The organism is Exiguobacterium aestuarii, from assembly GCF_020171655.1.
In the GTDB taxonomy this organism is placed as follows: domain Bacteria; phylum Bacillota; class Bacilli; order Exiguobacteriales; family Exiguobacteriaceae; genus Exiguobacterium; species Exiguobacterium aestuarii_A.
This window is the reverse complement of record NZ_JAIVAC010000001.1, coordinates 466,740-492,612: the sequence shown is the minus strand read 5'-3', so window position 1 is coordinate 492,612 and position 25,873 is coordinate 466,740. Positions and strand designations below refer to the sequence as shown.

32 protein-coding genes are annotated in these 25,873 nt (G+C 47.6%); all 32 read right to left on the bottom strand.

The window, feature by feature from the left end:
* Positions 1 to 4: 4 nt before the first annotated feature.
* Positions 5 to 457 carry a flagellar basal body-associated FliL family protein gene (locus LCM29_RS02555; protein ID WP_214691824.1) on the bottom strand — a complete coding sequence of 151 codons (453 nt, stop codon included), beginning with the start codon at positions 455 to 457 and terminating at the stop codon, positions 5 to 7.
* Positions 450 to 668, bottom strand: a complete 219-nt coding sequence (locus LCM29_RS02550) for a flagellar FlbD family protein (protein ID WP_031421671.1) — start codon at positions 666 to 668, stop codon at positions 450 to 452. Before LCM29_RS02550 ends, LCM29_RS02555 begins: the two co-directional genes overlap by 8 nt.
* The gene (gene flgG, locus LCM29_RS02545) at positions 668 to 1,573 is read right to left on the bottom strand and encodes a flagellar basal body rod protein FlgG (protein ID WP_224860677.1); all 906 of its coding nucleotides are present in this window, start codon (positions 1,571 to 1,573) and stop codon (positions 668 to 670) included. Before flgG ends, LCM29_RS02550 begins: the two co-directional genes overlap by 1 nt.
* Before the next feature lie 18 nt (positions 1,574 to 1,591).
* Positions 1,592 to 2,020: a flagellar hook capping FlgD N-terminal domain-containing protein gene (locus LCM29_RS02540; RefSeq protein ID WP_214691822.1), complete on the bottom strand. Its 429-nt coding sequence runs from the start codon at positions 2,018 to 2,020 to the stop codon at positions 1,592 to 1,594.
* Positions 1,992 to 3,056 carry a flagellar hook-length control protein FliK gene (locus LCM29_RS02535; RefSeq protein ID WP_224860675.1) on the bottom strand — a complete coding sequence of 355 codons (1,065 nt, stop codon included), beginning with the start codon at positions 3,054 to 3,056 and terminating at the stop codon, positions 1,992 to 1,994. Before LCM29_RS02535 ends, LCM29_RS02540 begins: the two co-directional genes overlap by 29 nt.
* Positions 3,057 to 3,078: 22 nt before the next feature.
* Positions 3,079 to 3,648, bottom strand: a complete 570-nt coding sequence (locus tag LCM29_RS02530; RefSeq protein WP_224860673.1) for a MotE family protein — start codon at positions 3,646 to 3,648, stop codon at positions 3,079 to 3,081.
* Position 3,649: 1 nt separating this feature from the next.
* Positions 3,650 to 4,084 (bottom strand): flagellar FliJ family protein, encoded by a 435-nt coding sequence (locus LCM29_RS02525; protein WP_214745454.1) that lies wholly within the window; start codon positions 4,082 to 4,084, stop codon positions 3,650 to 3,652.
* Positions 4,081 to 5,400, bottom strand: coding sequence for a flagellar protein export ATPase FliI (fliI, locus tag LCM29_RS02520; protein WP_214691818.1), 1,320 nt, complete (start codon positions 5,398 to 5,400; stop codon positions 4,081 to 4,083). The genes LCM29_RS02525 and fliI overlap by 4 nt, the downstream gene beginning before the upstream one ends.
* Positions 5,387 to 6,112 carry a FliH/SctL family protein gene (locus LCM29_RS02515; RefSeq protein ID WP_224860671.1) on the bottom strand — a complete coding sequence of 242 codons (726 nt, stop codon included), beginning with the start codon at positions 6,110 to 6,112 and terminating at the stop codon, positions 5,387 to 5,389. The genes fliI and LCM29_RS02515 overlap by 14 nt, the downstream gene beginning before the upstream one ends.
* Positions 6,096 to 7,103: a flagellar motor switch protein FliG gene (gene fliG, locus LCM29_RS02510; RefSeq protein WP_074034724.1), complete on the bottom strand. Its 1,008-nt coding sequence runs from the start codon at positions 7,101 to 7,103 to the stop codon at positions 6,096 to 6,098. The genes LCM29_RS02515 and fliG overlap by 17 nt, the downstream gene beginning before the upstream one ends.
* Positions 7,104 to 7,108: 5 nt before the next feature.
* The gene (fliF, locus tag LCM29_RS02505) at positions 7,109 to 8,680 is read right to left on the bottom strand and encodes a flagellar basal-body MS-ring/collar protein FliF (RefSeq protein ID WP_224860669.1); all 1,572 of its coding nucleotides are present in this window, start codon (positions 8,678 to 8,680) and stop codon (positions 7,109 to 7,111) included.
* 22 nt (positions 8,681 to 8,702) lie between these two features.
* Positions 8,703 to 8,984, bottom strand: coding sequence for a flagellar hook-basal body complex protein FliE (gene fliE / locus LCM29_RS02500; RefSeq protein ID WP_214760359.1), 282 nt, complete (start codon positions 8,982 to 8,984; stop codon positions 8,703 to 8,705).
* Between the two features lie 13 nt (positions 8,985 to 8,997).
* Positions 8,998 to 9,426, bottom strand: coding sequence for a flagellar basal body rod protein FlgC (gene flgC, locus LCM29_RS02495; RefSeq protein WP_074034731.1), 429 nt, complete (start codon positions 9,424 to 9,426; stop codon positions 8,998 to 9,000).
* A gap of 3 nt (positions 9,427 to 9,429) precedes the next feature.
* On the bottom strand, positions 9,430 to 9,798 hold the full coding sequence (gene flgB / locus LCM29_RS02490; RefSeq protein WP_214745459.1) for a flagellar basal body rod protein FlgB: 369 nt from the start codon (positions 9,796 to 9,798) through the stop codon (positions 9,430 to 9,432).
* A 273-nt stretch (positions 9,799 to 10,071) separates the two neighbouring features.
* Positions 10,072 to 10,851, bottom strand: a complete 780-nt coding sequence (gene codY / locus LCM29_RS02485) for a GTP-sensing pleiotropic transcriptional regulator CodY (RefSeq protein WP_214691812.1) — start codon at positions 10,849 to 10,851, stop codon at positions 10,072 to 10,074.
* Positions 10,852 to 10,887: 36 nt separating this feature from the next.
* Positions 10,888 to 12,258, bottom strand: a complete 1,371-nt coding sequence (gene hslU / locus LCM29_RS02480) for an ATP-dependent protease ATPase subunit HslU (RefSeq protein ID WP_214745463.1) — start codon at positions 12,256 to 12,258, stop codon at positions 10,888 to 10,890.
* Positions 12,255 to 12,803, bottom strand: coding sequence for an ATP-dependent protease subunit HslV (hslV, locus tag LCM29_RS02475; RefSeq protein ID WP_074034743.1), 549 nt, complete (start codon positions 12,801 to 12,803; stop codon positions 12,255 to 12,257). The genes hslU and hslV overlap by 4 nt, the downstream gene beginning before the upstream one ends.
* 11 nt (positions 12,804 to 12,814) lie before the next feature.
* Positions 12,815 to 13,696 carry a tyrosine-type recombinase/integrase gene (locus LCM29_RS02470; protein ID WP_224860667.1) on the bottom strand — a complete coding sequence of 294 codons (882 nt, stop codon included), beginning with the start codon at positions 13,694 to 13,696 and terminating at the stop codon, positions 12,815 to 12,817.
* A 184-nt stretch (positions 13,697 to 13,880) separates the two neighbouring features.
* Positions 13,881 to 15,191: an FADH(2)-oxidizing methylenetetrahydrofolate--tRNA-(uracil(54)-C(5))-methyltransferase TrmFO gene (trmFO, locus tag LCM29_RS02465; protein ID WP_214691808.1), complete on the bottom strand. Its 1,311-nt coding sequence runs from the start codon at positions 15,189 to 15,191 to the stop codon at positions 13,881 to 13,883.
* Positions 15,191 to 17,287: a type I DNA topoisomerase gene (gene topA, locus LCM29_RS02460; protein WP_214745468.1), complete on the bottom strand. Its 2,097-nt coding sequence runs from the start codon at positions 17,285 to 17,287 to the stop codon at positions 15,191 to 15,193. Before topA ends, trmFO begins: the two co-directional genes overlap by 1 nt.
* Positions 17,288 to 17,352: 65 nt before the next feature.
* A complete protein-coding gene (gene dprA, locus LCM29_RS02455; RefSeq protein ID WP_224860665.1) occupies positions 17,353 to 18,147 on the bottom strand; it encodes a DNA-processing protein DprA in 795 nt (264 codons plus the stop codon).
* Between the two features lie 50 nt (positions 18,148 to 18,197).
* On the bottom strand, positions 18,198 to 19,115 hold the full coding sequence (sucD, locus tag LCM29_RS02450) for a succinate--CoA ligase subunit alpha (RefSeq protein ID WP_074034760.1): 918 nt from the start codon (positions 19,113 to 19,115) through the stop codon (positions 18,198 to 18,200).
* 12 nt (positions 19,116 to 19,127) lie between these two features.
* Positions 19,128 to 20,288, bottom strand: coding sequence for an ADP-forming succinate--CoA ligase subunit beta (gene sucC, locus LCM29_RS02445; protein WP_074034761.1), 1,161 nt, complete (start codon positions 20,286 to 20,288; stop codon positions 19,128 to 19,130).
* Positions 20,289 to 20,408: 120 nt separating this feature from the next.
* Positions 20,409 to 20,669, bottom strand: coding sequence for an EscU/YscU/HrcU family type III secretion system export apparatus switch protein (locus LCM29_RS02440; protein ID WP_074034763.1), 261 nt, complete (start codon positions 20,667 to 20,669; stop codon positions 20,409 to 20,411).
* Positions 20,666 to 21,517: a hypothetical protein gene (locus LCM29_RS02435; RefSeq protein ID WP_224860663.1), complete on the bottom strand. Its 852-nt coding sequence runs from the start codon at positions 21,515 to 21,517 to the stop codon at positions 20,666 to 20,668. Before LCM29_RS02435 ends, LCM29_RS02440 begins: the two co-directional genes overlap by 4 nt.
* An 8-nt stretch (positions 21,518 to 21,525) precedes the next feature.
* Positions 21,526 to 22,278: a ribonuclease HII gene (locus LCM29_RS02430; protein ID WP_224860661.1), complete on the bottom strand. Its 753-nt coding sequence runs from the start codon at positions 22,276 to 22,278 to the stop codon at positions 21,526 to 21,528.
* 41 nt (positions 22,279 to 22,319) lie between these two features.
* On the bottom strand, positions 22,320 to 23,180 hold the full coding sequence (gene ylqF, locus LCM29_RS02425) for a ribosome biogenesis GTPase YlqF (protein ID WP_214745483.1): 861 nt from the start codon (positions 23,178 to 23,180) through the stop codon (positions 22,320 to 22,322).
* A 12-nt stretch (positions 23,181 to 23,192) separates the two neighbouring features.
* A complete protein-coding gene (gene lepB, locus LCM29_RS02420; RefSeq protein WP_074034770.1) occupies positions 23,193 to 23,735 on the bottom strand; it encodes a signal peptidase I in 543 nt (180 codons plus the stop codon).
* 82 nt (positions 23,736 to 23,817) lie between these two features.
* Complete coding sequence (gene rplS / locus LCM29_RS02415) at positions 23,818 to 24,171, bottom strand: 50S ribosomal protein L19 (protein ID WP_015881369.1); 354 nt, start codon at positions 24,169 to 24,171, stop codon at positions 23,818 to 23,820.
* Positions 24,172 to 24,285: 114 nt separating this feature from the next.
* The gene (gene trmD, locus LCM29_RS02410) at positions 24,286 to 25,002 is read right to left on the bottom strand and encodes a tRNA (guanosine(37)-N1)-methyltransferase TrmD (RefSeq protein ID WP_224860659.1); all 717 of its coding nucleotides are present in this window, start codon (positions 25,000 to 25,002) and stop codon (positions 24,286 to 24,288) included.
* A complete protein-coding gene (gene rimM / locus LCM29_RS02405; protein WP_224860657.1) occupies positions 24,992 to 25,507 on the bottom strand; it encodes a ribosome maturation factor RimM in 516 nt (171 codons plus the stop codon). Before rimM ends, trmD begins: the two co-directional genes overlap by 11 nt.
* Positions 25,508 to 25,561: 54 nt before the next feature.
* Complete coding sequence (gene rpsP, locus LCM29_RS02400) at positions 25,562 to 25,837, bottom strand: 30S ribosomal protein S16 (protein WP_015881366.1); 276 nt, start codon at positions 25,835 to 25,837, stop codon at positions 25,562 to 25,564.
* Positions 25,838 to 25,873 lie beyond the last annotated feature (36 nt).

Below are 25,873 nucleotides of genomic sequence, written 5' to 3'. Positions count from 1 at the left end.
CACCTCACTGAATAATTTTCTTCGTCATATAGACGCGTTGGACTTCACCTTCTTCAAGCAGTCCATTAAGTTGTTCTCGTAGTGTCTGTTCAAACTTTTGCATATCTTCTTTTGTTGCCAACTGTGTTTTTGTCATTCCAGCCAAATCCCCGAGAATGACGTTGTGTACTTGGAATTTGCGTAACTCTAGATTCTCTCTTGTTTCCAAAGAATCTGTGACAATCGTAAATTGAACGTTGATGAAACGCTCATCTTGAATGTTTGTCGTCATGTCATCGGTCGTGAAGCTTCGTTCCGCCAATTCTTCGGCAGTAACCGGTTTCGTTTTAGCGGTGACGTTATCCCCGAACACGTATTTATATGTCATGAAGCCGGCTCCGCCCATGACAAGTAGGACGACTAGTAAGATGATGACAACCTTCAGGCCGCCACCTTTTTTCTTTTCTTCTTCACTCATCTTCTTCACCTCTTGTGAACATCGTTCCGACTAAACCGATTGAGCGGTAAAAGGCTTCAGTTCGTTCAATGATTTGATCTTTCGTTTCTTTCACGAGATACGTTTTGCCATTAAATAATTGGATAATCGTGTCGGGCTCTGCTTTCACCGTTTCGATGAGCAAAGCGTTGAGCACGAATTCCTCACCCCGAAATGCCGTGACGCGAATCATCAGCGTTTCAAGTTGACGAGTTCTTGAAGAATCTCATCTGACGTTGTAATGATTCGTGTGTTCGCCTGGAAACCACGTTGTGCCACAATCATTTCCGTAAACTCTTCAGAAAGGTCGACGTTCGACATTTCGAGTGCACCGGAGACAAGTTCTCCACGACCATCAGAGCCAGGTACGCCAAATTGTGGTGCTCCGGAGTTTTGAGACTGTACGAAGTTGTTAGCACCGACTTTTGATAAACCAGCGTTGTTCGAGAAGTTTGCAGTGACGATATATCCAGCAATGCGAAGTTCTCCATTTGCTGCAACGAAGCTGACTTGGCCATCTTTTCCGATTGAAAGCGATCGTGCATCTGTCGGAATCTTGATTCGCCCGTATTGGTTTGTTTGAGCACCTGCTTCTGTAGGTAAGTATGGTTGATCTAAGTCATCATTCAGGTCCACACCAGTTGGAGTAGCCGTGACTCCAGCTACTACTGGTAAATTATTCGTCTGTGAACCGATTAAATATGTCCCGTCCCCTGTAACTAAGTTTCCTTGGTTATCCGTATAGAAGTTTCCTGCTCTTGTGTATTGAATTTGTCCATTGACCATCGTCGCATAGAATCCTTCACCTGAAATCCCGACATCAAGGGCACGTCCTGTGTTTTGCATCGCCCCTTGGTTGTACACGTTATCGACAGTCGCCATCGTGCCTCCGAGACCAACTTCTTTCGGGTTTACACCACCTGTTGTTGCATTACCAGCTGACGCACTACCGACTTGTTGACTGACGAGGTCTTTAAACGTGACACGACCCTTTTTGTAACCAAACGTGTTGACGTTCGCAATGTTGTTCCCGACGACGTCTAGCTTAGATTGAAAGTTCTTCAGTCCACTGATTCCTGAGTACATTGCTCTTAACATAATAATTTCCCCCTATGCTTATTTGATGGAAGTGATATCGTACACGCTGACCGATGTGCCGTCTTCAAGGTCGGCCATGTATCCAGTTAAATCAGATCGTGAAATCGAGACGACACGACCTGAGCCTTTTGTCGTTTCTTCACTCGATTCCGAACTATAGTCAATCGTTTTACCGATCATGCTACTGAATTCAGAAATCGAGGCCATATGACGGTCAACCAAAACAGAATCGAGTTGTTTCGAAATCGTTTGCATTTGTTCTAGTGAAGAAAATTGCGCCATCTGAGCGATGAACTCACGGTCTTCCATCGGTGACATCGGGTCCTGATTCGCGATTTGAGCGAGCAGCAACTTCATAAACATGTCCTTGTCATATTGATTCGTCGCTTTCGGAAGCGACTGGTCTGGCAAAGTAAAATCATTCGTCTTCGGCTGGATGCTCGTCATCCTCAGATCCTCCTTTTGGTTGTTCCTGCGGTTGCTCCTGTTCCGGTTGCTCGGAACCGTCTGGCATCGTCGACTTCGCATCGAGTGCTTGTTGTGTCAAGTTGACCTCGACGCGAACGTTTTGGGAATGAGGCGTTAACGTTTGTTGCAACTGCTGAACTTGTGACTGAATCAGTTGTTTTGCTTCTTGATTGCTTGCGAACAATTTGACTACGAGTTCCCCGTTATGTCGTTCAAGCTTGACGACGAGCTCCCCTAGCTGTTCTGGATATAGACGTACCGTAAACACTTTCGAACCGTCCGCTCCGCTCGAAAACGGTGCTTTTTGAAGCGCGGACTCAATTCTCGCCTGTAAGTTTTCAGGCAATGATCCTTTCGAAGCATACATAACAGTCTCTACATCAATTTGTGGTCGTGACCAGTTCATGCCTTTCGGTAACCAATCCACGCTGCTTGATTGAGGGAGCGTTTTCGCCACTTTCACGGTTTCAACTTGTGGTAGAACGGGAACTTCCTTCATATTGCCGGCTGGTCCATTAAACTGTGTGATCACCCGTTGAATCGTTTGGATCTGCTTTCCAAGCTCTTGATTCGGGACAGCCTGTGTCAACCCTGTTTTTGCAGACAAATCCGTCTTTTGGACGATGTCACTACTTGTTGCGACCGCTTGAGCAACGCTTGGAAGAGCTGAATCAACATTTCCAGATGACGTAGACAGTTGTCCGAGTACACCTACATATGCATCCATAAATGTCCGATACGCATCTTGTGGAAGTGATTTGAGCCATTTCAAAGTTTCAGGTTTTTGAAACCATGTCTCAAGTTCCTGCGCCACTTTTTCGAGGTCGATGAGTTCTTCAGATAATGCGCCTTCTTCAAGTTGAGGAAGCCCTGCTTGCTCCCCGGAGCCTTGCATTGGGGCAAGCATGGCGGATAAGAGGCTTAAAAAACCGCCTGCCCCCTGTGATTCGCCTTCCGTTACTCCGGTACGAGTCGTTGAACCTTGAATGGCTTGAGTTAGTAACGCAATATTCAATGTGGGTCCTCCCTTCTCATGTTCATTGGAGAAGCTGCGTCACAACCGCAGCTTGTTGCGCATTCATCCGACCTAAAATATCAGCCTGTTGCTTCGGTGATAGTTCTTTCAACAGTTCGGCCACTTGCGGACTCTCTAGTTCTCCCATGATGGCCGCCGCCTGTTTGGCAGACATCTCTTCATACACACTGGAAATGTCAGATGAATTTTCCTCTTCCGTTGTGGCTGCTGCAAGTTCGGAGACGAGACGGTCACGTTCTCGAATTAAATCGGTGATCTCTTCTTGTCTCGCTTTCACTTCATTCGTCAGTTCCACATTCTCATTTCGAAGTTTCTCAATCTCATTGTTTGCTGCTTTCAACCGGTTCGTAGCGTCACTGTCGATGCCCGTCACGTTCACTTTCGCCTCAGACGTCTCAGGCGTTTCTGATGACTTTTCTTCCTCGCTAACTTGTAGGAACGGTACAGATAGAAGTGGACGATCCATCGCATAATTCATGACGACCATTCCGCCGACTAGTATGAAGATTGCTGGAATGAGGACTAACGCCACAATCATTTGTTTGCCTCGTTTATTGTTCTCTTTTGCCATGCTACTTCCCTTTCCCATGATGAATCACAGCGAGTTCGTCCATCATTAATTGCTCTGTGAGTTTTGCCGCTGTCATCTCTTGTAAACTGACCTTCTCATGTAGCGTCACATATTTCTTTTCTTCCACTACTTTCCCAAGCAGTCTTTCTTGCGATGCGTGATAACGATTGCGGGCTTGTTGGACGACGAGCTGTTGCGTTTCGATTTGACGTTTCACTTGCTCACGTGTTTTTTCTCGGTACTGAGACATGAGTAAATCAATATGCCCTTGCTGTTCATCTTGATGCTTAATCAATGACTCATACATGAGGAGAAGGTCATACAACGCTTCCATTTCCGTTTCAAGTTTCGCCTTGAAGCCTCTAACTTCTGAAGCCGCATCTTCCTTCTCATGTTCAGCAATTGGCATGATTCGTTCTAGAATGAGTCTGTTCATGATTCACCTCGCGCGATGTGTGACAAATGAGTCATCGTTTGTTGGAATGCGGCGTCTTCTTCAATCGATTGCTTTAAAAATGTCAATAAGTATGGATACTTCTCGATTGCGGTGTCAATCGCCGGATTCGACCCTTTTTTATATGCGCCGATGTTAATCAAGTCCTCGGCATCGATATATGTCGCCAGCCAACTTCGAAACGTTTGTGCCGCTTCACGATGTGATGGCGAGGCGATTTGGTTCATGACCCGACTGATTGACTTCAAGACATGGATGGCAGGAAACTGTCCACGGTTTGCAAGCGCGCGGTCCATGACAAAGTGTCCATCTAATATCCCACGCACCGCATCGGCAATCGGTTCGTTCATATCGTCACCATCGACAAGAACCGTATAAAATGCTGTAATCGATCCGGTCGCCGCCGTCCCGCTTCGCTCTAACAATTGCGGGAGCATCGCAAAAACAGACGGGGTATATCCTTTCGATGTCGGTGGTTCTCCCGTCGCGAGACCGATTTCTCGTTGAGCCATTGCAAAGCGTGTCACCGAATCCATCATAAGCACTACTTCTTTGCCTTGGTCACGAAAATATTCGGCGATTGCGGTTGCGGTATAGGCTCCTTTCAATCGGACGAGCGGGGGTTGGTCGCTCGTCGCCACTATGACGACAGATCGGGCCATTCCTTCTGGACCGAGCTCTTTTTCAATGAACTCCTTTACTTCCCGACCACGTTCCCCAATCAAAGCAATTACATTAATATCTGCTGAAGAGCGTTTGGCAATCATGCCGAGTAACGTGGATTTCCCCACCCCAGAACCGGCAAACAAACCGACACGTTGCCCTTTTCCCACAGTCAGGAGACCATCGATCATACGAACACCCGTCGACAACGTATCTAAAATCCGAGGACGATTCAACGGGTTTGGCGGTTTGCGTTGGACATCATACCGCTTACCTGTTGCAAGTCTCTCACCCGACAAAGGCCGTCCTAGACCGTCGAGCACTTGTCCAATCAGTTCCTCACCGACCGGGACTTGGAGCATCTTCCCGGTCCCTTTCACTAAACAACCCGGTGCAATCTGTGTTGTTTCACCGTATGGCATGAGAAGGACGCGCTCTTCATTAAAGCCCACCACTTCCGCTTCGACCGACTCATTCGAAGGGAGCATGATGAAACATCGCTCCCCGACAAACGCACTCGGTCCATTTGACTCGATCATCAACCCTACGACCCGACAAACTCGCCCGATTTTGCGAGTGAACTCGCCATCTGTAGACTGTTTGATCGTATCGATGACCTGCTCAATAAGCGCCATCCGCTAAAACCTCCTCGATTTTGGCTTGGATTCGTTCAAAACTGTAGGATAAATCCATTTCACTTCCTCGATGTGGGGATTCAATGCGCACGGACGTTTCATCTAAAGAGCTGTCTCCCCGATATTTCAAAGGTGGTGTCTCATCATCACGCCACAACGATTCAAATCGCTGAATCGAAGCAAGACGTGTGGGATGAACGAAGATCGTTAACGCTTCCGCATCAATGAGTTGCGCCATCTGTTCTTGAATCATCGCCGCGAACAGCGCCTCATCTTTTCGAACAAGGTCCGTCGTCACTTGCGCACTTATTGCAATCGCAAGGTCAATGAGTTGTACTTCCGCCTGTTTCCATTTTTCTTGGAACAGTTGTTCGAGTTCAGTGGAGACCGAGTTCAGGCGTGTCGTGACGTCTTCAAACTCGGCATATCCATCTCGTCTTCCTTGGAGTAGACCCGCTTCATAACCTTCTAATCTAGCCTGTTCATACGCTTCTTGTTTGAATCTTTCGAGTTGCTCGATTTCTGTCTGTTGAAACTGTTGGAACACTTCTTCATCCTGTCTTAATTTCTCATAACGCGACTCGATGACTTGATGATGGTCGATGCCATCAGCCGGGTCAGGAATGGTTGTTTCCAATCGTTTTGATTCGATTCGCTGTGGAATATGCGATGTCGCGCGCTGACGTTTGATCACATTAGACAACGATGTCATCTCCTCCACCTCGACTGATCACGATCTCACCGACGTCTTCTAGGCGACGAATGATTCCGACGATTCGGCTCTGTGCTTCTTCGACGTCACGCAATCGAACAGGTCCCATAAATTCCATATCTTCTTTGAACGTTTCGACCATCCGTTGAGACATGTTCTTGAAGATGATTTGTTTCACTTCTTCTGACGACACTTTGAGTGCTAGCAACAAGTCGTCGTTCGCCACTTCGCGAATGATTCGTTGAATCGCACGTGAATCGAGTGTGACGATGTCCTCGAAGACAAACATACGCTTCTTGATTTCTTCTGCAAGTTCAGGATCTTCAATCTCGAGAGCGTCAAGAATGGTACGTTCTGTCGTACGATCGACCCCATTCAACACTTCGACGACCGCCTCGATTCCACCCGACTGGGCATAATCTTGCATATCCGTCTGCGAGAGGTTCTTTTCAAGGATTTGTTCGACTTCATGAATGACATCCGGATTGAGTCGGTCCATCGTCGCAATCCGTTTCGCAACTTCCGATTGAATCTCAGGAGGAAGTTCCGATAAGATTTGCCCTGATTTGACCGGCTCCAAGTGAGCTAAAATTAGAGCGATCGTCTGTGGATGTTCGTTTTGAATAAAGTTCAGCAACTGTTTCGGGTCGGCTTTTCGAGCAAACTCGAACGGCCGAACTTGTAAAGTCGACGTCAACCGATGAATCAATGCCATCGCTTTTTCTTCGCCGACCGCTTTTTCAAGAACTGTTTTGGCAAAACCAATCCCACCCTGGGTAATGTAGCTCTGAGCCATCGCAAGTTCGTGGAACTCACCGAGAATGCTCTCTTTTTCTTCTGGAGACACCTTTTTGAGCGCTGAGATTTGAAGCGTCAACTGTTCCATCTCTTCTTCCGAAAGATGTTTATAAACATTCGCTGCCACTTCTGGACCTAATGAGATCATGAGCATTGCTGCTTTTTCTCGATTCGATTGTTTGGCATAGTTCACGTTACTCACTCCTCAGACATCCAAGTACGAAGTAGTTTAGCAAACTCTTCTGGATTACTTTCAGCTAATTTTTCTAACTGTTTCTTCTTCACAGCCCCTTCGCCTCGTTCCTCGAGGTCTAGGTCAGGTACTTCATCTTCGTATGGAACTTCCCACTCGTTCGTCTCTTCCACCACTTCTTGTTTGCGTCTACGCATTGCGAAGAAGATTAAAGCAAGCAAGACGACTGCTCCGGCTGCTGAAGCGTACATCCACCATGGTGTAGGTTGTTCTGTCGTTGCCACCTCTTCTGCCTCAGCGAACGGTCTCGAAACAACGACTACTTTTTGTTCAAGCTCCGCATCTGTGATGGCTTCGTCCGTTTTCGCTAGTGATGTTCGAATGATGGAATACATCATCGTCTCCAGGTCACCTTCAAGCTGTGGGTCAATACTCGTCGCACCGTCTGGTGGTTCTACAATCAATTGCACCCCAAGGTCGCGGATGGTGTACGGTGCATTTTGAATCTGTTTCGTAATGCGATTCACTTCATAGTTGATGATTTCATGATTTTTTTCACTTTCTTCTGTGCTGTCACCTGTAGCAGCAGGGAAGTTGATCGTGTCATTCTCACCGGTCCCAGTCGCTTCTGTCGCCGTTCCCGTACCGCCCGTATACGCCTCTGCAATTCGTTCAGCCGACGTCACGATACCTTCCATGTTTTCTTCATTGACTGGCGTAACAAGGTTTTGTTCTTCGGCCGTCTGAGTCGTATCAATATCTGCTGTGACAGAGACAAGAACGCTTCGTTCACCAAGAAGAACAGATAACATCTGCTGAATTTGTTGACGGACGTCTTTTTCAACTTGACGTTTCAGTGCCAACGGATCAGTGGAAGAGCCACCAGCCACAACGGTTTGATCAAGGTCATAATACGTAAAGTATTGGTCCATGATTGAGATGTTCTCAGGTTTTAAGTTCGGGACACTTTTACTGATCAAATGGTAAAGACCTTTGACCGTGTTTGGTTCTAGATTCGTTCCTGCTCCGATATTTAACACGATCGAGGCTGTCGGCTCACCTTGGTCTTCCGCTAAAAAGACTGACTTCTCAGGAAGCGAGATGATGACTTTCGCTTGGTTGATTCCTTCGATTTGAGTAATGAGCCGCTCGAGTTCCGTCTGCATCGCACTTCGTTCAATGACCGCCATTTCTCGGTCTGTTGTTCCGAAACCAGCATTTTCACTGAAGAAACTATAGTCAATCGACCCGGATTTTGGAATCCCGGCCGCGGCAAGGCTCACTTTCAATTGGTCGACCATTTCATTTGGCACATATACACTGACCCCGTTCGAAGTCGCTTTAATTTCCGACTTCACACCGTCCGCTGTCAGTTTCTCTGTCACTTCCCCCGCTTCTTGTGCGGATAAGTTCGTGTACAAAGGTGCCATATTTGGTCGTGCAAGGAAGAAAGTGAGTAAGAGTGCCGCGATTAAAATGACCGCGATGGAAATACCCCAAACGAGTTTTCGCTTCTTTGGCATCGATTTCAGCCCATCGGTCATTGATTTGAATCGTTCTTTTAATTGTTCATTCATCGCAACTTGTCATCCTCTACAATTAAACTTGCATTCGCATCATTTCTTGATAGGCTTCAACAGCCTTGTTCCTCACCTCGATGGCAAGTTGCATCGCAATCGACGACTCTTCACTTTGGATCATAACTTGATGAAGGTCAGCTTTCCCGACAGCTAAATCTTGACGGGCTTGACTCGTTGCTTGTTGTGTCTCGTTCAACGCATTCATCGCTTCATTCAAATATGACCCAAATTGAGATGGGTTCGTTTTGTTCATTGATGGCGTGATCTCTGGGCTCATCAATTGAATCGGATTAATTTGCATCTTTCGTCACTCCTTATCCTTTTCCAATCTCCATCGCTTTGACGAGCATCGCTTTTGATGCGTTCATCGCGGCAATATTTGCTTCGTAAGAGCGGGTCGCACCCATAAGGTCGACCATTTCTTTGAGTAGATCAACGTTCGGCATTTGAACATACCCCCGCTCGTCTGCATCAGGATGACTCGGATTGTAGGCAAGCTTATACGGCGCATCGTCTTCAATGATTTGAGCTACCTGGACCCCACCATTGACGGCGTTTAACTGTTTACGGAAAGGTGCTTCCTGTAACACCGTCATCTTTCTCGTATACGGTTGCCACTCCCCATCGACAAGTTTCCCTCGAGTCGTCTGGGCGTTGGCGATGTTCGCCGATACGGTATCCATTCTTAAACGTTGAGACGTTAAGGCAGTAGCTGAAATATGAAAACTATCAAACATTCCCATCGATTAACGACCTCCTCGAATAACAGTTTTCAATCCACCTAGCCTACGATTTAATTGCTCCATCATCGCCTCATACTGGAGTTGATTACGTGCCAATTCACTCATCTCATAATCTAAGTCGACGTTGTTGCCGTCACTTCGCATCGCCCCACCTGCCCGATCGACGACAGTAGATTGCATCGAATCACTCGGACGCCCACCTTGGAGCTTCAGTCGCATCTCACTTTGGAGCGTCTGTTCAAATACGGCTTGCTTTGCTTTGAAGTTTGGCGTATCGATATTCGAAAGATTATGACTAATCACTTTTTGATTGAGGACTGCATGATTGACAGCTTGCTTGAGTAATTGATAGTCACTACCAATCCAATTCACGGCGTTCACTCACTTTCATATACTCATTACTGATATATACCTGATTTGGAAATTCTACTATTTCATTGAAACAAATCTGTAACAGTTCTGAAAGATATTTTTTAAAACATAGGTAAATGGCTTCGCATCTTTTTGTCGAATTAACGACAAATTCTGAAAATGATTACTTTTGCACTAAAAAAAACCGCTTCTTCAATGAAGAAAGCGGTTTTTTAGGAACAAAGTCCCTTTTTATAGTGTTTTCAATGGAAAATACACATCTAAAGTTGTGTTTCAGTTTGATTTCAGTTTTTGCAATTCAAACAAGAAGTTATCATTTAATATCTTGATATACGTTCCCTTCATTCCTAATGAACGTGATTCAATGACACCTGCACTTTCTAGTTTCCGAAGTGCGTTCACGATAACAGAACGTGTGATTCCCACACGGTCGGCAATTTTGGAAGCAACTAACAACCCTTCGTTTCCGCCGAGCTCTTCGAAAATGTGTTCAATCGCTTCAAGCTCTGAATACGACAATGAATTGATTGCCATTTGAACGACAGCTTTTTTACGGGCTGACGTTTCTGCTTCTGCCGCCTTCTCACGAAGGATCTCCATGCCAACGACCGTCGCACTATATTCTGCGAGGACGAGGTCATCTTCTGTGAACTCGTTAGCCAATCGACCTAACACGAGCGTCCCAAGACGCTCACCACCACCGATGATTGGGACAATCGTCGTCTTTGAGTTGAGGAACAAATCGTGGTTCTCTACAGGGAACGCTGTATACTCGCTGTCAATATCGATGTTCGCTGTCGTTTCTTTCACATTGAACAAGTTTGATGCATATGGTTCTGGGAACTGTCGGTCAACGAGAAATGCCTTCATGCGGTCATTCTCAATCTGTTGTTTGATCGCAAAGCCAAGTAGGCGACCACGACGGCTCACGATAAACGTATTGGATTCAAGCACTTCACGCATTTTATCCGCCATTTCTTTAAAATCAACGTGCGCACTCGCTTCTTGTTGAAGCATCGTGTTTAATTGGCGAGTTTTGTCTAGTAAATTCATAATGTCTATTTCCTCCCTGTATGTGCATACAGAATCTTATAAAATATATTGGCTGAGGTCTCGATCATCCGCGATCGACCCAACTTTAGCTTGTACATAAGCGGGAGTAATCTCCACGCTTGTTTGCGGCATATCTGCCGCTTCAAATGAAAGATCTTCTAACACGCGCTCCATAATAGTATAAAGGCGACGCGCGCCGATGTCATCGGTCTCGCGATTGACATGTGTCGCAATTTTTGCGATTTCTTCAATCGCTTCATGCGTGAATCGGACCGTGATTTCTTCCGATTCCAATAATGCGGTATATTGTTTGATTAACGCCTGAGATGGCTCTGTCAAGATTTTGACGAAGTCCTCTTCCGTCAAGCTGTTCAATTCGACACGAATCGGGAAGCGACCTTGCAACTCCGGAATCAAATCAGACGGTTTGGCCATATGGAACGCTCCAGCTGCGATGAAGAGAACGTGATCGGTTTTGACCGGTCCGTACTTCGTGACGACCGTTGACCCTTCGACAATCGGAAGGATATCGCGCTGCACGCCTTCACGAGAGACACCAGCATGGTCTTGCGACTTCGTTGCAATCTTATCGATTTCATCGACGAAGATGATGCCCATCTGTTCACTACGTTGCACCGCTTCATCATGTACTTCGTTCAAATCCAGAAGATTTTCAGCTTCTTCCGCTATGAGAAGCGGTCTCGCTTCACGGACGGTCAACTTCCGTTGCTTCCGTTTCTTCGGAACGATTTGTCCGAGCATATCTTGAAGGTTCGATAATCCTTCCATTCCTTGCCCTTGGAACAAATCCATCGTTTGCTTTTCTTCAAGCTCAACTTCGATGACTCGGTCTTCTAGTTCACCGAGCTCGAGAAGACGGCGAAGCTGTGCCCGGTCATTCTTTGACGTATCCGTTGTGGATTCAGGCTGTTGTGTCTGCCCACCGAACAACGCCTCGAACGGGTTTGATGCACTTGGTGTAGCTTTCGCTTTCCCTTGTAAGGCATCTAGCAATCGTTCTGTCGCTGCTCGCTCTGCCGGTTCCTTCACGTCTTCTTTCTTCTCTTCTTTCACGAGACGAACGGATGCTTCGACGAGATCTCGTACCATCGACTCGACGTCACGACCGACGTAACCGACTTCCGTAAATTTCGTCGCTTCCACTTTGACGAACGGTGCCCCGACTAATTTCGCTAAACGACGTGCGATTTCGGTCTTCCCGACCCCAGTCGGTCCGATCATCAAAATGTTTTTCGGTGTAACTTCATCACGAAGGTCTGCACTTAATTTCTGACGACGATAACGATTACGCAATGCAATCGAGACAGCTCGTTTGGCGTCCTTCTGACCGATTACGAACTTGTCCAGTTCCGATACGATTTGTCTTGGTGTCAACTCTCGATTCATTCAGCATCGCCTCCGATCGTTTCTACAATGACTTGATCATTCGTATACACGCAAAGCTCACCGGCAATCTCGAGAGCGGCTCGTGCGATTTCTTCCGCTGACTTCTCAGCGGAATGGCGGACGAGTGCACGCCCTGCTGCGAGTGCGTAATTACCACCCGAACCGATTGCAAGGATCCCGTCATCCGGCTCAATCACTTCTCCATTCCCAGAGACGAGCAGTAAATGGTCAGCATCCATCACAATCAATAGCGCCTCGAGTTGCCGCAAGATTTTATCGCCGCGCCACTCTTTGGCAAGCTCGACCGCGGCACGCGGTAAGTTACCGTTATACATTTCAAGTTTCGATTCAAACTTTTCAAACAATGTGAAAGCATCGGCTACACTGCCTGCAAAACCGGCAACGACTTTCCCGCCGTATAAGCGTCTGACTTTCTTCGCTTTGTTTTTCATGATGACGGCATTCCCGAATGTGACTTGGCCATCTCCACTCATCGCGCATTGGCCATTGTGTCGAACTGCAAAAATCGTTGTTGCATGAAACATATCGTAACCTCCTACTTTCTTGGATGTGTCGCTTGATAAATCGAACGTAATCGTTCAGTCGATACGTGGGTATAGCGTCCGGTCGTCGACAAGGACTCGTGACCGAGCAACTCTTGGACAGCTCGCAAATCCGCTCCCCGCTCCAATAGGTCCGTTGCAAAGCTATGTCGCAACGAGTGCGGGGTCAACGGCTTATGTACCCCACTGTCTTTTCTCAAGCGCTTCATGACATACCGAATTTGGTCTGTTGTCATCCGATTCCCTTTTTGACTCAAAAATAATGCGCTTTCCGTCGGGAGTCCGACATCTTTCCGTATTTCTACATAGCGCTTCAATGCTTGTACGGCATATTGACCGATTGGAACGTACCGTTCTTTCTTTCCTTTCCCCATCACATGGACGAAAGATAAGACATCGTCAAAGGAAGATAGGTTCATCCCACAAAGCTCTGCGACACGGATTCCCGTTCCATACAACACCTCAATAATTGCCACGTCTCTCGCCTGTAAAAAAGGGTCGTCTTGCATGGAAGCCGCCACTAACAACCGTTCGACTTCGGACGGTACGGCGAACGTCGGCAAGGATTGTCGCTTTTTCGGTGAAGTCAGGTCGTGGAACAAGGGCTCTCCCCCATGTTCTCTCGCCATATATTTACCGAACTGTTTAAGGCAAGATACTTTTTGGGACACTGTAGACGCGGCCAATTGCTTCTCATAAAGGACATATAAATAACGCCGCGCCGTCTGTGCATCGTAGGGATCTTGATGCGTCGATTGGCAATATGCGGCGTACTGGTCGAGCGTTTGCTCGTAGGAGCGTTTCGTATGAGGAGACAGTCGACGTTCAATTTGGCAGTAGCGTAAAAATGATTGTCGATCCTCTAAGAATCCCATTTTATCGCCTCCTCGATGACACGTAAAAACGCATGTTCTCGTCAAATCGAAATTAGCATAGCATACAGAATGTACAGTGACAATAGATAGTCGTTCAATAATCTGAAAATTTTCAAAGTATGAAACAAAATACACAATTGAAACTTTATTTCAAAACAAAAGAGCCAAAAACTGGCTCTCCTGTTCAAAGGTCCTTAAACTGTTGAATCGTTTCTAAAGCACGGTTAGCGTAACGCTCGTACCGTTCTTGTTTTTTCATTTTCTTCGGAGCGTCCTCTAAAGATGGGACCAATCCAAAGTTCGCATTCATCGGTTGGAAATGCTTCCCGTCCGCTGTCGTGATGTAGTGCGCCATCGAACCGAGCATCGTTTCACGTGGTAAGACGACGAGCTCTTCTCCTGCGATCATCTTCGCTGCATTGATTCCCGCCAACAATCCTGACGCTGCTGACTCCACATATCCTTCTACTCCCGTCATCTGACCGGCAAAGAATAATGTGTCACGCGTGCGCGCCTGATACGTCGGTTTCAACAAGCTCGGCGAATTGATGAACGTGTTGCGGTGCATGACACCGTAACGAACGATATCTGCATTTTCGAGTCCAGGGATGAGACGGATGATACGTTTCTGTTCGCCCCACTTCAAATGCGTCTGGAAGCCGACCAAGTTATAAAGCGTTCCTGCCGAGTTGTCCTGACGAAGTTGAACGACCGCATACGGACGTTTACCCGTCTTCGGATCTTCTAGACCGACCGGCTTCATCGGTCCGAAGAGAAGTGTCTTCTTCCCACGCTCAGCCATGACTTCAAACGGCATACAACCTTCGAAGTAAATCTCTTTTTCGAACTCTTTTAACGGAACGACTTCCGCCTTGATCAATTCCTCGTAAAAGACGTCAAACTCTTCTTCTGTCATCGGGCAGTTCAAGTAAGCGGCTTCACCTTTATCATAGCGCGACTTCAAGTATACTTTATCGCGATCGATCGTATCGCCATCTAGAATCGGAGCGGCCGCATCGTAGAAGTAAAGATAATCTTCCCCTGTGAACGCTTTGAGCGATGCCGATAAATCCGGAGACGTCAATGGCCCTGTCGCGACGATGACAATCCCTTCAGGAATTTCTTTTAATTCCTCGGTATGCACCGTGACGTTTTCATGGTTCTTCAACTTCTCAGTGATGAATCCAGCAAACTCATGTCGGTCGACAGCAAGGGCGCCGCCAGCTGGGACGCTTGCCGTATCTGCCGCTTTCAAGATGAGTGAGTCAAGTGTACGCATCTCTTCTTTCAAGACACCGACCGCGTTTTGAAGGCCGTTCGCCCGAAGCGAGTTCGAACAAACGAGTTCTGCGAATTGATCCGTGTGGTGCGCCGGTGTTTGACGGACCGGTCTCATTTCATACAAATCTACTTGAATGCCACGCTTGGCGAGTTGCCAAGCTGCTTCGGAACCGGCCAAGCCGGCTCCGATTACAGTTACACGTTGTTGCAACATTAATCCTCCTCTTGCTGATGTACCTCGGTATGGGTACATTTCGTACATTGATATTTCACGCCGTCTTTAATTTTCTTCTCGACCATCAAACTGTCGCATACTGGGCACGGTTTCGCAACCGGTTTATCCCATGAGACGAACTCACATTCTGGATAGTTCGAGCAGCCATAGAAGAGGCGACCTTTTTTACTACGACGTTCCACGATTTGTCCGTCCTTACAGTCTGGGCAAGGGACACCAATCTCAACTTGAACTGGTTTCGTGTTCGTACAGTTTGGGAAGTTCGAGCAAGCCATAAACTTACCGTATCGACCCATCTTGATGACCATCGGTGAACCACAAACTTCACAATCGATTCCCGCAGGCTCATCTTTCACTTCAATCTTTTCGATTTCTTCTTCGGCACGCTTCAAGCGTTTCTCGAACGAACGATAGATCGGGGCGACGACTTCCGTCCACTCCACTTCTTTATGCTCAATCGAGTCAAGAAGCGTTTCCATGTCGGCCGTGAACTGAACGGTGATGAAGTCATTGAAATATTCATCTATCATTTCAATGACGAGTTCACCAAGCTCAGTCGGAAGGAACTTCTTCTCTTCTAAGACGACATAGCCACGACGTTGAATCGTGTCAAGTGTAGGCGCATATGTCGACGGGCGACCGATACCGAGCTCTTCCATCGCACGGACGAGTCGTGCTTCCGTGTAACGCGGCGGTGGTTGCGTGAAGTGTTGCTTCGGCTCAATTGCTTCAAAGCTGACCGTATCCTCGACTTCAAGAGGTGGTAACAAGCCCTCTTTCTCTTGATTCGTATCCTCGATATCATCATCTTTCGATTCGATATACACTTTCATGAAACCTGGGAATTTGACGGTCGAGCCATTCGCACGGAAGATCATTCCGTTCGATTCTACATCGATCTTGACGGTATCGAGTACGGCAGGTGCCATTTGACTCGCAATCAAACGTTCCCAAATCAATTTATAAAGGCGCAACTGGTCACGAGACAAATAAGGTTTTAAAGAAGCAGGGTCGCGGAGTGCCGATGTCGGACGAATCGCTTCGTGCGCATCTTGCGCGTTTGCAGCTTTCTTTTCCTTTTGCTTCTGTGAGGCGACGTATTCTTCACCGAATGTCGATTCGATGTATTCTTTCGCCTCTCCCTTCGCCAAGTCCGAGATTCGTGTCGAGTCTGTACGCATATACGTAATCAAACCGACCGTCCCCTCTTTCTTACCGAGGTCGATTCCTTCATATAATTGTTGGGCGAGCATCATCGTCTTCTTCGCACGGAAATTCAATTTACGTGCCGCATCTTGTTGCAACGAACTTGTCGTGAACGGCAACGAAGCGTTGCGTTTACGTTCTTTCTTCGTCACGTCGATGACTTTGAATTCGTCGTTGATGGCATCAAGGACAGCTTGAGCGTCTTCTTCCGACTTCAATTCCATCTTTTTCCCATCTTTTCCGTAAAATGAAGTCTCGAACGTTTCCCCATCATGATTCAAGTCGAGCTTGATCGTCCAATATTCTTCTGGGTCGAACGCATTGATTTCGCGTTCACGGTCGATGATCATCTTCACGGCAACCGACTGAACTCGTCCAGCAGATAGTCCTTTTTTGACTTTCTTCCATAATAACGGACTCATCCCGTATCCGACGAGACGATCTAAAATCCGTCGTGCTTGTTGCGCATCGACGAGGTCATGATTGATTTTACGTGGATGTTTAAATGATTCTTTAATTGCATCTTTTGTGATCTCGTTAAAAACGACACGACATTCAGTCGTTTCATCTACGCCGAGAGCGCGAGCCAAATGCCAGGCAATCGCTTCCCCTTCTCTATCGGGGTCGGCTGCGAGAAAGATTTTTGTGGCTTTTTTCGCCGCTGTCTTCAATTCTTTCAATACGGGTCCTTTACCACGGATGGTAATATACTTCGGTTCAAAGTCGTGTTCGACGTCTACACCGAGTTGACTCTTCGGTAAATCGATGACGTGTCCCATCGAAGCTTTGACCATATAATTCGGACCTAAATAACGTTTAATTGTTTTTGCTTTCGCAGGTGACTCAACGATCACCAAATATTTTGCCATACATCTGCTCCCCTTTTAGAGGTCATTTAAATCCCTACCATAATATTCATGTTCTCACCGGTTTGTCAACGTACAATCCTGAGATCTCGAATAATTTGATCGGAATTCGTCAATGGAATCGCGCCTTCTTCAATCAATCGATTCGGTCCTTCCGCCAATGGATCAAGCGGTGAACCGGGTACGGCGAACACCGTCTTTCCCTGCTCTAGCGCGTGTCCGACCGTATTCATCGTTCCGCTCTTTCGTCTCGCCTGTAAGACAACGAGCGTTTCACCGAGACCGCTCACCAATCGATTTCTTTCCAAAAATTGAAATTTTTGAACAGGTGTGTTTGGGGCATACTCACTCAAGAGAATCCCTTGCTTTGGAATCCGTAAGAGCAACTGTCGATTCGCTGCTGGATAGAGGTTGTTCAGTCCAGCTCCGAGCACCGCCACGGTCGGACGATTCTCATTTACTGCATGATGGTGGACGAGACCATCAATGCCAAGCGCTCCACCCGAAACGGAAACAGTTTCTTCTATTAAAGAGTGATAGTGTTGCACTAACGATTGACTAATTCGATTCAACTCACGACTTCCGACCATCGCGGTCGTTCTTTCTTGTAGTACCTCTAAATCTCCATCGTAAAACAAACAGTACGGCGGGTTGGGAATCTCGAGCAAGCGTTTCGGGAACGTTTCATCTTCCCAAGTGACAAATCGATTAAACGATTCGGACGATCGGAGCGCAGCACTAGCTCGCTTCCAGACATGTGAAGAAAAATGAGTGCGATGTGCTTCTAGCGTTCCGTTCAAATAATGATGCACAAACTCAACCGGAATTCGTGCAGCGGCAAACCGAGCTATTGTTTGATTCATCACAATCTCTCCTTTAAAAAAATGAGGGATGCAAGCATCCCTCATGATTCTTATGTCGTCGGTTGACCCGTGACACACGCTTCGTATAGACCTTCATTTTTCAAGACACGAATCAACGTTTCACCGATGACAGCTGGTGTTTCAGCTACTTCGATTCCATTCGCGTTCAACGTCTTAATCTTTTCAGCAGCCGTCCCTTTACCACCTGAGATGATTGCGCCGGCATGTCCCATACGTTTGCCTTCAGGAGCCGTCTGTCCGCCGATGAAGCCGATGACTGGTTTCGTCATGTTCGCTTTCACCCATTCAGCCGCCTCTTCTTCAGCCGTTCCACCGATTTCCCCGATCATGATGACAGCTTTCGTGTCCTCATCTTCGTTGAACGCCTTGAGCGTATCGATGAAGTTTGTTCCGTTGACTGGGTCTCCCCCGATTCCGACAGCTGTCGATTGACCGATTCCTGCCGTTGTCAACTGATGAACCGCCTCATACGTGAGCGTTCCAGAACGTGACACGATTCCGACATGCCCTTTCGTATGAATATAGCCAGGCATGATTCCAAGTTTTGCTTCTCCTGGAGTGATGATTCCAGGACAGTTCGGTCCAATCAAACGAGCCGGCTTGTCTTCGAGATAGCGTTTCACTTGGATCATGTCCACTACAGGAATGCCTTCAGTGATACAGATGATGAGTTCGATGCCACTGTCCGCTGCTTCCATGATTGAGTCAGCTGCGAAAGCTGGTGGTACGTAGATGATCGATGCGTTTGCACCAGTCGTCTCGACCGCCTCAGAGACAGTGTTGAAGACTGGAACGTTGTCGAGAACGGTCGTACCACCTTTACCTGGTGTTACCCCGCCGACTAATTTCGTGTTATAAGCAAGCATCTGTTCACCATGGAACAAACCTTGCTTCCCTGTAATCCCTTGAATGATGACTTTCGTATCTTTATTCGCCCAAATACTCATGTCGTTTCCCCCTTATCGAACAAGTGCTGCGATTTTTTCCGCACCGTCAGCCATCGAGCTAGCTGTCGTGATCGCAAGTCCAGATTCATCGAGAATGCGCTTCCCGGCATCAACGTTCGTTCCCTCTAAGCGAACAACGAGTGGCAAGTCGAGTCCGATTTCTTTCGTAGCTGCGACAATCCCCTCTGCGATGATGTCACACTTCATGATTCCACCGAAAATGTTAACGAAGATTCCTTTGACTTGGTCATCAGACAAAATCAATTTGAACGCTTCTGTAACTTTTTCTTTTGTCGCACCGCCACCTACATCGAGGAAGTTAGCGGGTTCAGCGCCGTAATGTTTGATGATATCCATCGTTGCCATCGCAAGGCCTGCACCGTTGACAAGGCAACCGATGTTTCCATCAAGTGCGATATAGCTGAGGTCATGTTTTGATGCCTCGACTTCACGTGGATCTTCTTCCGTCGTATCACGAAGCGAAAGGATATCTGAGTGACGATAAAGTGCGTTGCTATCGAAGTTCAACTTCGCATCGAGCGCGATGACGTTTCCGTCTTTCGTCGTGACGAGCGGGTTGATTTCCGCGATTGTGCAATCTGTCTCGACATATACTTTGTACAACTTCATGACCATGTCACTGAACTTGTTCACAAGTTTCGTCGGGACTTCCATTTTGAATGCGAGACGACGTGCTTGGAATGGACGCAAGCCCACAACCGGATCGACGATCTCTTTATGAATCTTCTCAGGTGTATGTTCAGCGACTTCCTCGATGTCCATACCACCTTCTGATGAACCCATGATGACAATTCGGCCGATCGAACGGTCAAGCACGAGTCCTAAGTAAAATTCTTGGTCAATCGCAGAACCTTCTTCGATATAGAGACGCTGGACAACTTTTCCTTCCGGACCTGTTTGGTGTGTCACGAGCGTTTTTCCGAGAATCTCTGTCGCGTATTGCTTCACTTCTTCATCTGTCTTCGCAAGTTTGACGCCACCTGCTTTACCGCGGCCACCTGCGTGGATTTGAGCTTTTACAACTTTCAACTCACCGTCAAGCTTAGCAGCTGCTGCTACAGCTTCTTCAACAGTAAAGGCTGGATAACCCGTCGGAACGGCTACCCCAAACTCTCTTAGCAATTCTTTCGCCTGATACTCATGGATATTCATATGTTTTCCCCCTTAGTCCCCTTTAATATCGGCACGTCTATTGTAACGAAAAACTGAAAGCGCTGTCTATCGTTCTTGCTTTAAGTTTTCATCTTTTTTTCACATATAACCCTAGACAAATCAAATTTTATCTTGTTCCATCTGATAAAGAAAGACAAAAAGTTCGGCAATGACTTGATAAACGTCCTCCGGAATCTGCTCTTCGATGTTTAATGCTGAGAGTAAGGATAGGAGTGCCGGGTCCTCATGAACAGGAATTCCGTTCGCTTGAGCAATCTCAAGCATCCGCTCAGCGACAATCCCCGTCCCTTTCGCCACGACGTGCGGGGCATCCATTGATTGCTCATATGACAGAGCGATTGCTTTCTTTGGATCGTTCATATTTGGAGATCCACCTTTCCGAGAGGCGCAAATGTTTCTGGCACACGCTCACGCTTTGCTTCGTATGAAAAAGAAGACAAATCGAAATCGACGCGTTTCAACCCTTCTTTTAGAAGCGGTTCGTATGTACGGACGTATGGACTCAAATCATGTTGCTCATTAAATACCCGAACGGATACATACCGTTTTTGAATCAACACATCGATTCCCGTTTCGCCGAATCGTGGCGTTTCAAGAAACAAGACGATTCGGGCATGATCAGAATCAATCGCCTCTCGTTTTGGTGCTTCTAAACGAAGTTGAACGTTTTCAAATGGACCTAAATGCGGTATGTGAAATGCTTGAGCGACGTATGGAGGGCTTTGGGTCGCATTGAACGCTTCCTGAGCTCGCACGAACTGCTCGAACTTCGGCTCGCCTTTCGCTTTGAAAAGTTCGCCGACGAGCGCCTTTACATCAGACCCCGCTCCACTCTCTAGCATCGTTTTCCCGGCTGTCTTGACCGATTCTGGTGTCGGAATCGGTTCACGTATGAAACGGGCAAGTTGTTCCCCTAATGTCTGGAGAGGTGATTTGGAAGCCACGAGCGCTTCTGTCGCTTGTGGGACGACTTTCAAGACGAGCTTCGGCTCGACGTCCGTGACGACCATCTTATACGTCACGTTCTCTTTCACGTTCGCATTGACACCGACCCGGAATATTCCTTGCGGCAACTGCATGACTGCCTCGTTTCCGGGCAGAAGTTGTAACACCTTCCCGACAATTGTATTCCCGAGCAAAAGCGGTCGCGACGTCTGTTCGGTCACTTTGAATGGTAAAACCCCTTGATGATCGATGCGCAACGCCATCACTCCTTTCACATATGCTTGATGGGGGCGAATGTACGACGGTGGATCGGTGTCACCCCGTAACGTCTCAATCCTTCTAAATGAGTCTCCGTCCCGTACCCGGCGTTATTGGCAAACCCGTAACCAGGATACGTCCGGTCGTATTCTTCCATCATCCGGTCCCGAACGACCTTAGCGACAACACTCGCCGCAGCGATTGAGACGCTGAGCGTGTCCCCTTTAATCAAGGACTGCTGAGGTATGTCGAGGTCCAGTTTCATGGCATCAATCAATAAAGCGTCGACCTCCCCGACTTGACGAATCGCCTCCATCATCGCAAGCTTCGTCGCCTCATAGATGTTGACCTCATCGATTACCGCAGGATCGACGATTCCGACACCGATTTCTGCGACTTCCATGATGTGATCGTATGCCGTGTCTCTCGCCGTTTTCGACATTTTCTTCGAATCGTCCAACCCCGCGATATAAAACCCTTCCGGTAGCAAGACGGCAGCTGCCACGACCGGTCCTGCGAGCGGTCCACGCCCGACCTCATCGACTCCGACAATTCGAGTGAACCCTTGCGCCTTCCATTCACGTTCATACGTCATTCGACGCTCAAAATCGTCCTGCAATGCCTGTTCTCGCTCAAATTGGCGCTCTTTTTGCCGAAGCAACGTTTGCACGCCTGCACGGGGGTCTTGTGACAAGGTTGGGAAGATTTGTACCCATTCTTCATATCGGATGTCCGCTAGTTGTTGTTTAATCTGTTGAATCGTCACGTTCTTCCTCCTATTCAAAAAAGCCCTGTTTACACAGGACTTTACGCCATTTCATGGTCAGCCGGTGTCTCAAGCGAGATCCGTCCGATTTTTTCATGCCGTAGTTCATTCAAAAGTAGTTCGCTCGCCTTCTCAAAATCGACGTAACCGCCACTGATGAGACCGCGCTTCTTCCCAATCATCTCAAGAAGTTCCACGCCGTCCTCCGGTAACGTTTCGAGTTTGAACCGTTCCTTTAATTGTTCCGGATAACGAGCATGCAACTCACGAACCGTATACAAGGCGATATCATCTAAATTGAGAATCTCGTCTTTGATGGCGCCGGTCGCGGCGAGACGATATCCTACGAGTTGGTCCTCAAACTTCGGCCAGAGAATACCCGGCGTGTCCAAGAGCTCCATCTCGCCACCTTTCATCTTGATCCACTGTTGACGCTTCGTCACACCCGGTCGGTCGCCTGTGATAGCGATGTTACGACCTGCGAGACGGTTGATGAGCGTCGACTTCCCGACGTTCGGGATCCCGATGATGAGCGCACGAATCGGGCCAGGGTTACGTCCCTTTTCACGCATGCGGTCATGTTTTTCTTGCATCAACTTTTGCGCGCCTGTGATGAGCTGTTTCAAGCCTTTGCTATGCTTTGCATCAACCGCGACGACTTCGACCTCTTCTCGCTTCAGAGCACGTAACCACGCGTCCGTCACGACAGGGTCGGCCATGTCCGCCTTGTTGAGGACGATGAGTCTTGGCTTACCAGCCGTAATCTCGTCGACCATCGGGTTACGACTCGATTGTGGCACACGTGCATCCACGAGCTCGATGACGACATCGATCAATTTTAATTTTTCAGTTACTTGTCTTCTTGCTTTGGCCATGTGACCAGGAAACCATTGAATTGCCAAAAAAGCACCACCTTAATCTTCTACCGTGCCAACATCGTCGAGCGGCCAGAAGATGAAGTTCGTCTTACCGACAATCTCCTCTTTCGACACAAATCCGATTTCACGACTGTCCTTCGAGTTTTGACGGTTGTCTCCCATGACGAAGTATGAGTCTTCAGGGACGACTGACTCGCCTGTCACTTGTTCAAGCGTGAAGTTCTCCGTCAGCGGGAACCCGTTCATCTGTGCGCGGAACTCGTCTAAATACGGTTCTTCTACCGCTTCACCGTTAATATAGAGCACGTCATCTCGATATTCGAGCGTGTCGCCTGGAATGGCGATGACACGTTTAATATAATCTTTTGATTCTGTCGCATGGAATACGACGATATCACCTCGGTCTAGCTCACCAACATAGTTCGAAATTTTACTGACGATCATTCGATCCGCATTGTGGAGTGTCGGCATCATCGACTCCCCTTCAACGATGACAGGAACGAAGATGAACGTCCGGATGACGAACGCGATGACAAGAGCGACAACGATGGCCTTGAGCCAACTAAACACTTCTTTCAACTTCACTCACTCCTCTATCCATTTGAACTTATTGTACTAGAAAAAAAGAAGCTTGTCGCAAGCGACAAGCTTAATTCCCATCTTAACGACGGATTTCTTTAATACGTGCTGCTTTACCGCGAAGGTTACGGAGGTAGTAAAGTTTCGCACGGCGAACTTTACCGTAGCGTACGACTTCGATTTGTGCAACGCGTGGTGAGTGAAGCGGGAATGCACGCTCAACACCTACGCCGTAAGAAATCTTACGGACTGTGAATGTTTCGCTGATGCCGCCACCTTTACGCTTGATTACAACACCTTCGAAGATCTGGATACGCTCACGCGTTCCCTCTACAACTTTAACGTGGACACGTACTGTGTCACCAGGACGGAAAGCAGGTACGTCCGATTTGAATTGTTCTTCTGTGATTTCACGGAACAGTTTTTGTGTGTTCATGAATCATATCTCCTTTTTCTTCAATGTTCATATCTTCATATGCCCAAGCATCCAATAGCGGAACATCGGTAATCGATGGGTTTAACCCACATGCTCAAACATAGCATATATTTCTCAATCGCGCAACGATTGGAGAAACTTTTTATCGTCTTCTGTCAGCTCGAGTTGCTCGAGTAGATCCGGTCGACGTCTGTACGTTCGCTCGAGTGATTGTTCGCGTCGCCACGTCTCGATGCGGGCATGATTGCCAGAGAGGAGGACGTCCGGTACCTTCAACCCACGAAAATCGGCAGGTCGTGTATAGTGCGGATATTCCAGTAGACCGGTTGAGAACGAATCATCCTCGTGGCTTGCCTGATCGCCGAGGACGTCCGGGAGCAGTCTCACCGTCGCATCGATCATCACCATCGTCGCAAGCTCGCCACCCGTCAAGACAAAGTCACCAATCGACACTTCGTCTGTCGCCAGTTCATCGTGGATGCGTTGGTCGAATCCTTCATAATGCCCACACAAAAAGATCAGGTGTTCTTCCCGTGCCCATTCTTCCGCCATCTGCTGATTAAACGGCTTTCCGGTCGGTGTCGTAAGGATGACACGTGGTGACTTCGCCTCGATCGAGTCAAACGCATCAAAGATCGGTTGTGGGGTGAGCAACATGCCCGCCCCTCCCCCGTACGGATAATCGTCAACCTTATGATGCTTGTTCGTTGAAAAATCCCGGAAATTGATGAACGACATCTCCACTTGTCCGAGCGCTTTCGCGCGGCCGACGATGGAATGGTCGAGCGTCTTGAACATGTCCGGGAATAACGTCAACACATCAATCTTCATCGTCAATCATTCCGGGAATCGGGGTGATAACGACACGTTTCGATTCGACGTCAATCTCTTTCACGACCGATTCGATATAAGGAATGAGGGCATCCGATTTTCCTGGGCGTTTGATGACCCATACGTCGTTCGCACCCGTCTCAAAGATATCATCGATCACACCGATCGACTCACCATCGACAATTGCCTCACAACCGATAATCTCATGATAGTAATATTCGTTCTCCGAGAGATTATGCACGTGTTCGGCATGAACATATAACTTCAAGCCTTTATATTTCTCAATGAGGTTGATATTCTCAAACCCTTTGAACGTGACGAGATGGAACTGCTTATGCGGACGATAAGTTGTGATCGTCATCTCTTGTTTCGTTCCGTCCACGTCAAGGAACAACGTGTTCCCTTTTTTAAAGCGTTCTTCCGGAAAATCTGTCGCCGCCAAAATCTTTACTTCCCCTTTAAGGCCGTGCGTATTGGCGATTTTCCCAACGTATAACCAATCCATTCGCGTTCCCTCCTCAACAAAATAGGCCGACCTCAGAAAAGGTCGGCCACATCATTACTTCGCGTTTTTCGCGTTGTGGAATTTCTCCATGATCCCTGCTTTAGAGAACAAGTTACGTACTGTGTCAGATGGCTTCGCGCCGTCTGCCAACCATTTGAGAGCGAGTTCTTCGTTGATGCGAACTTCAGCTTCTGGTTTTGCAACCGGGTTGTAGTGACCAACTTGCTCGATGAAGCGACCGTCACGTGGTGAACGTGAGTCTGCTACAACGATACGGTAGAAAGGTGATTTTTTTGCGCCCATGCGCTTAAGACGAATTTTAACTGCCATGGTAATATACCTCCATCATGTGTTTAAGAATTGACA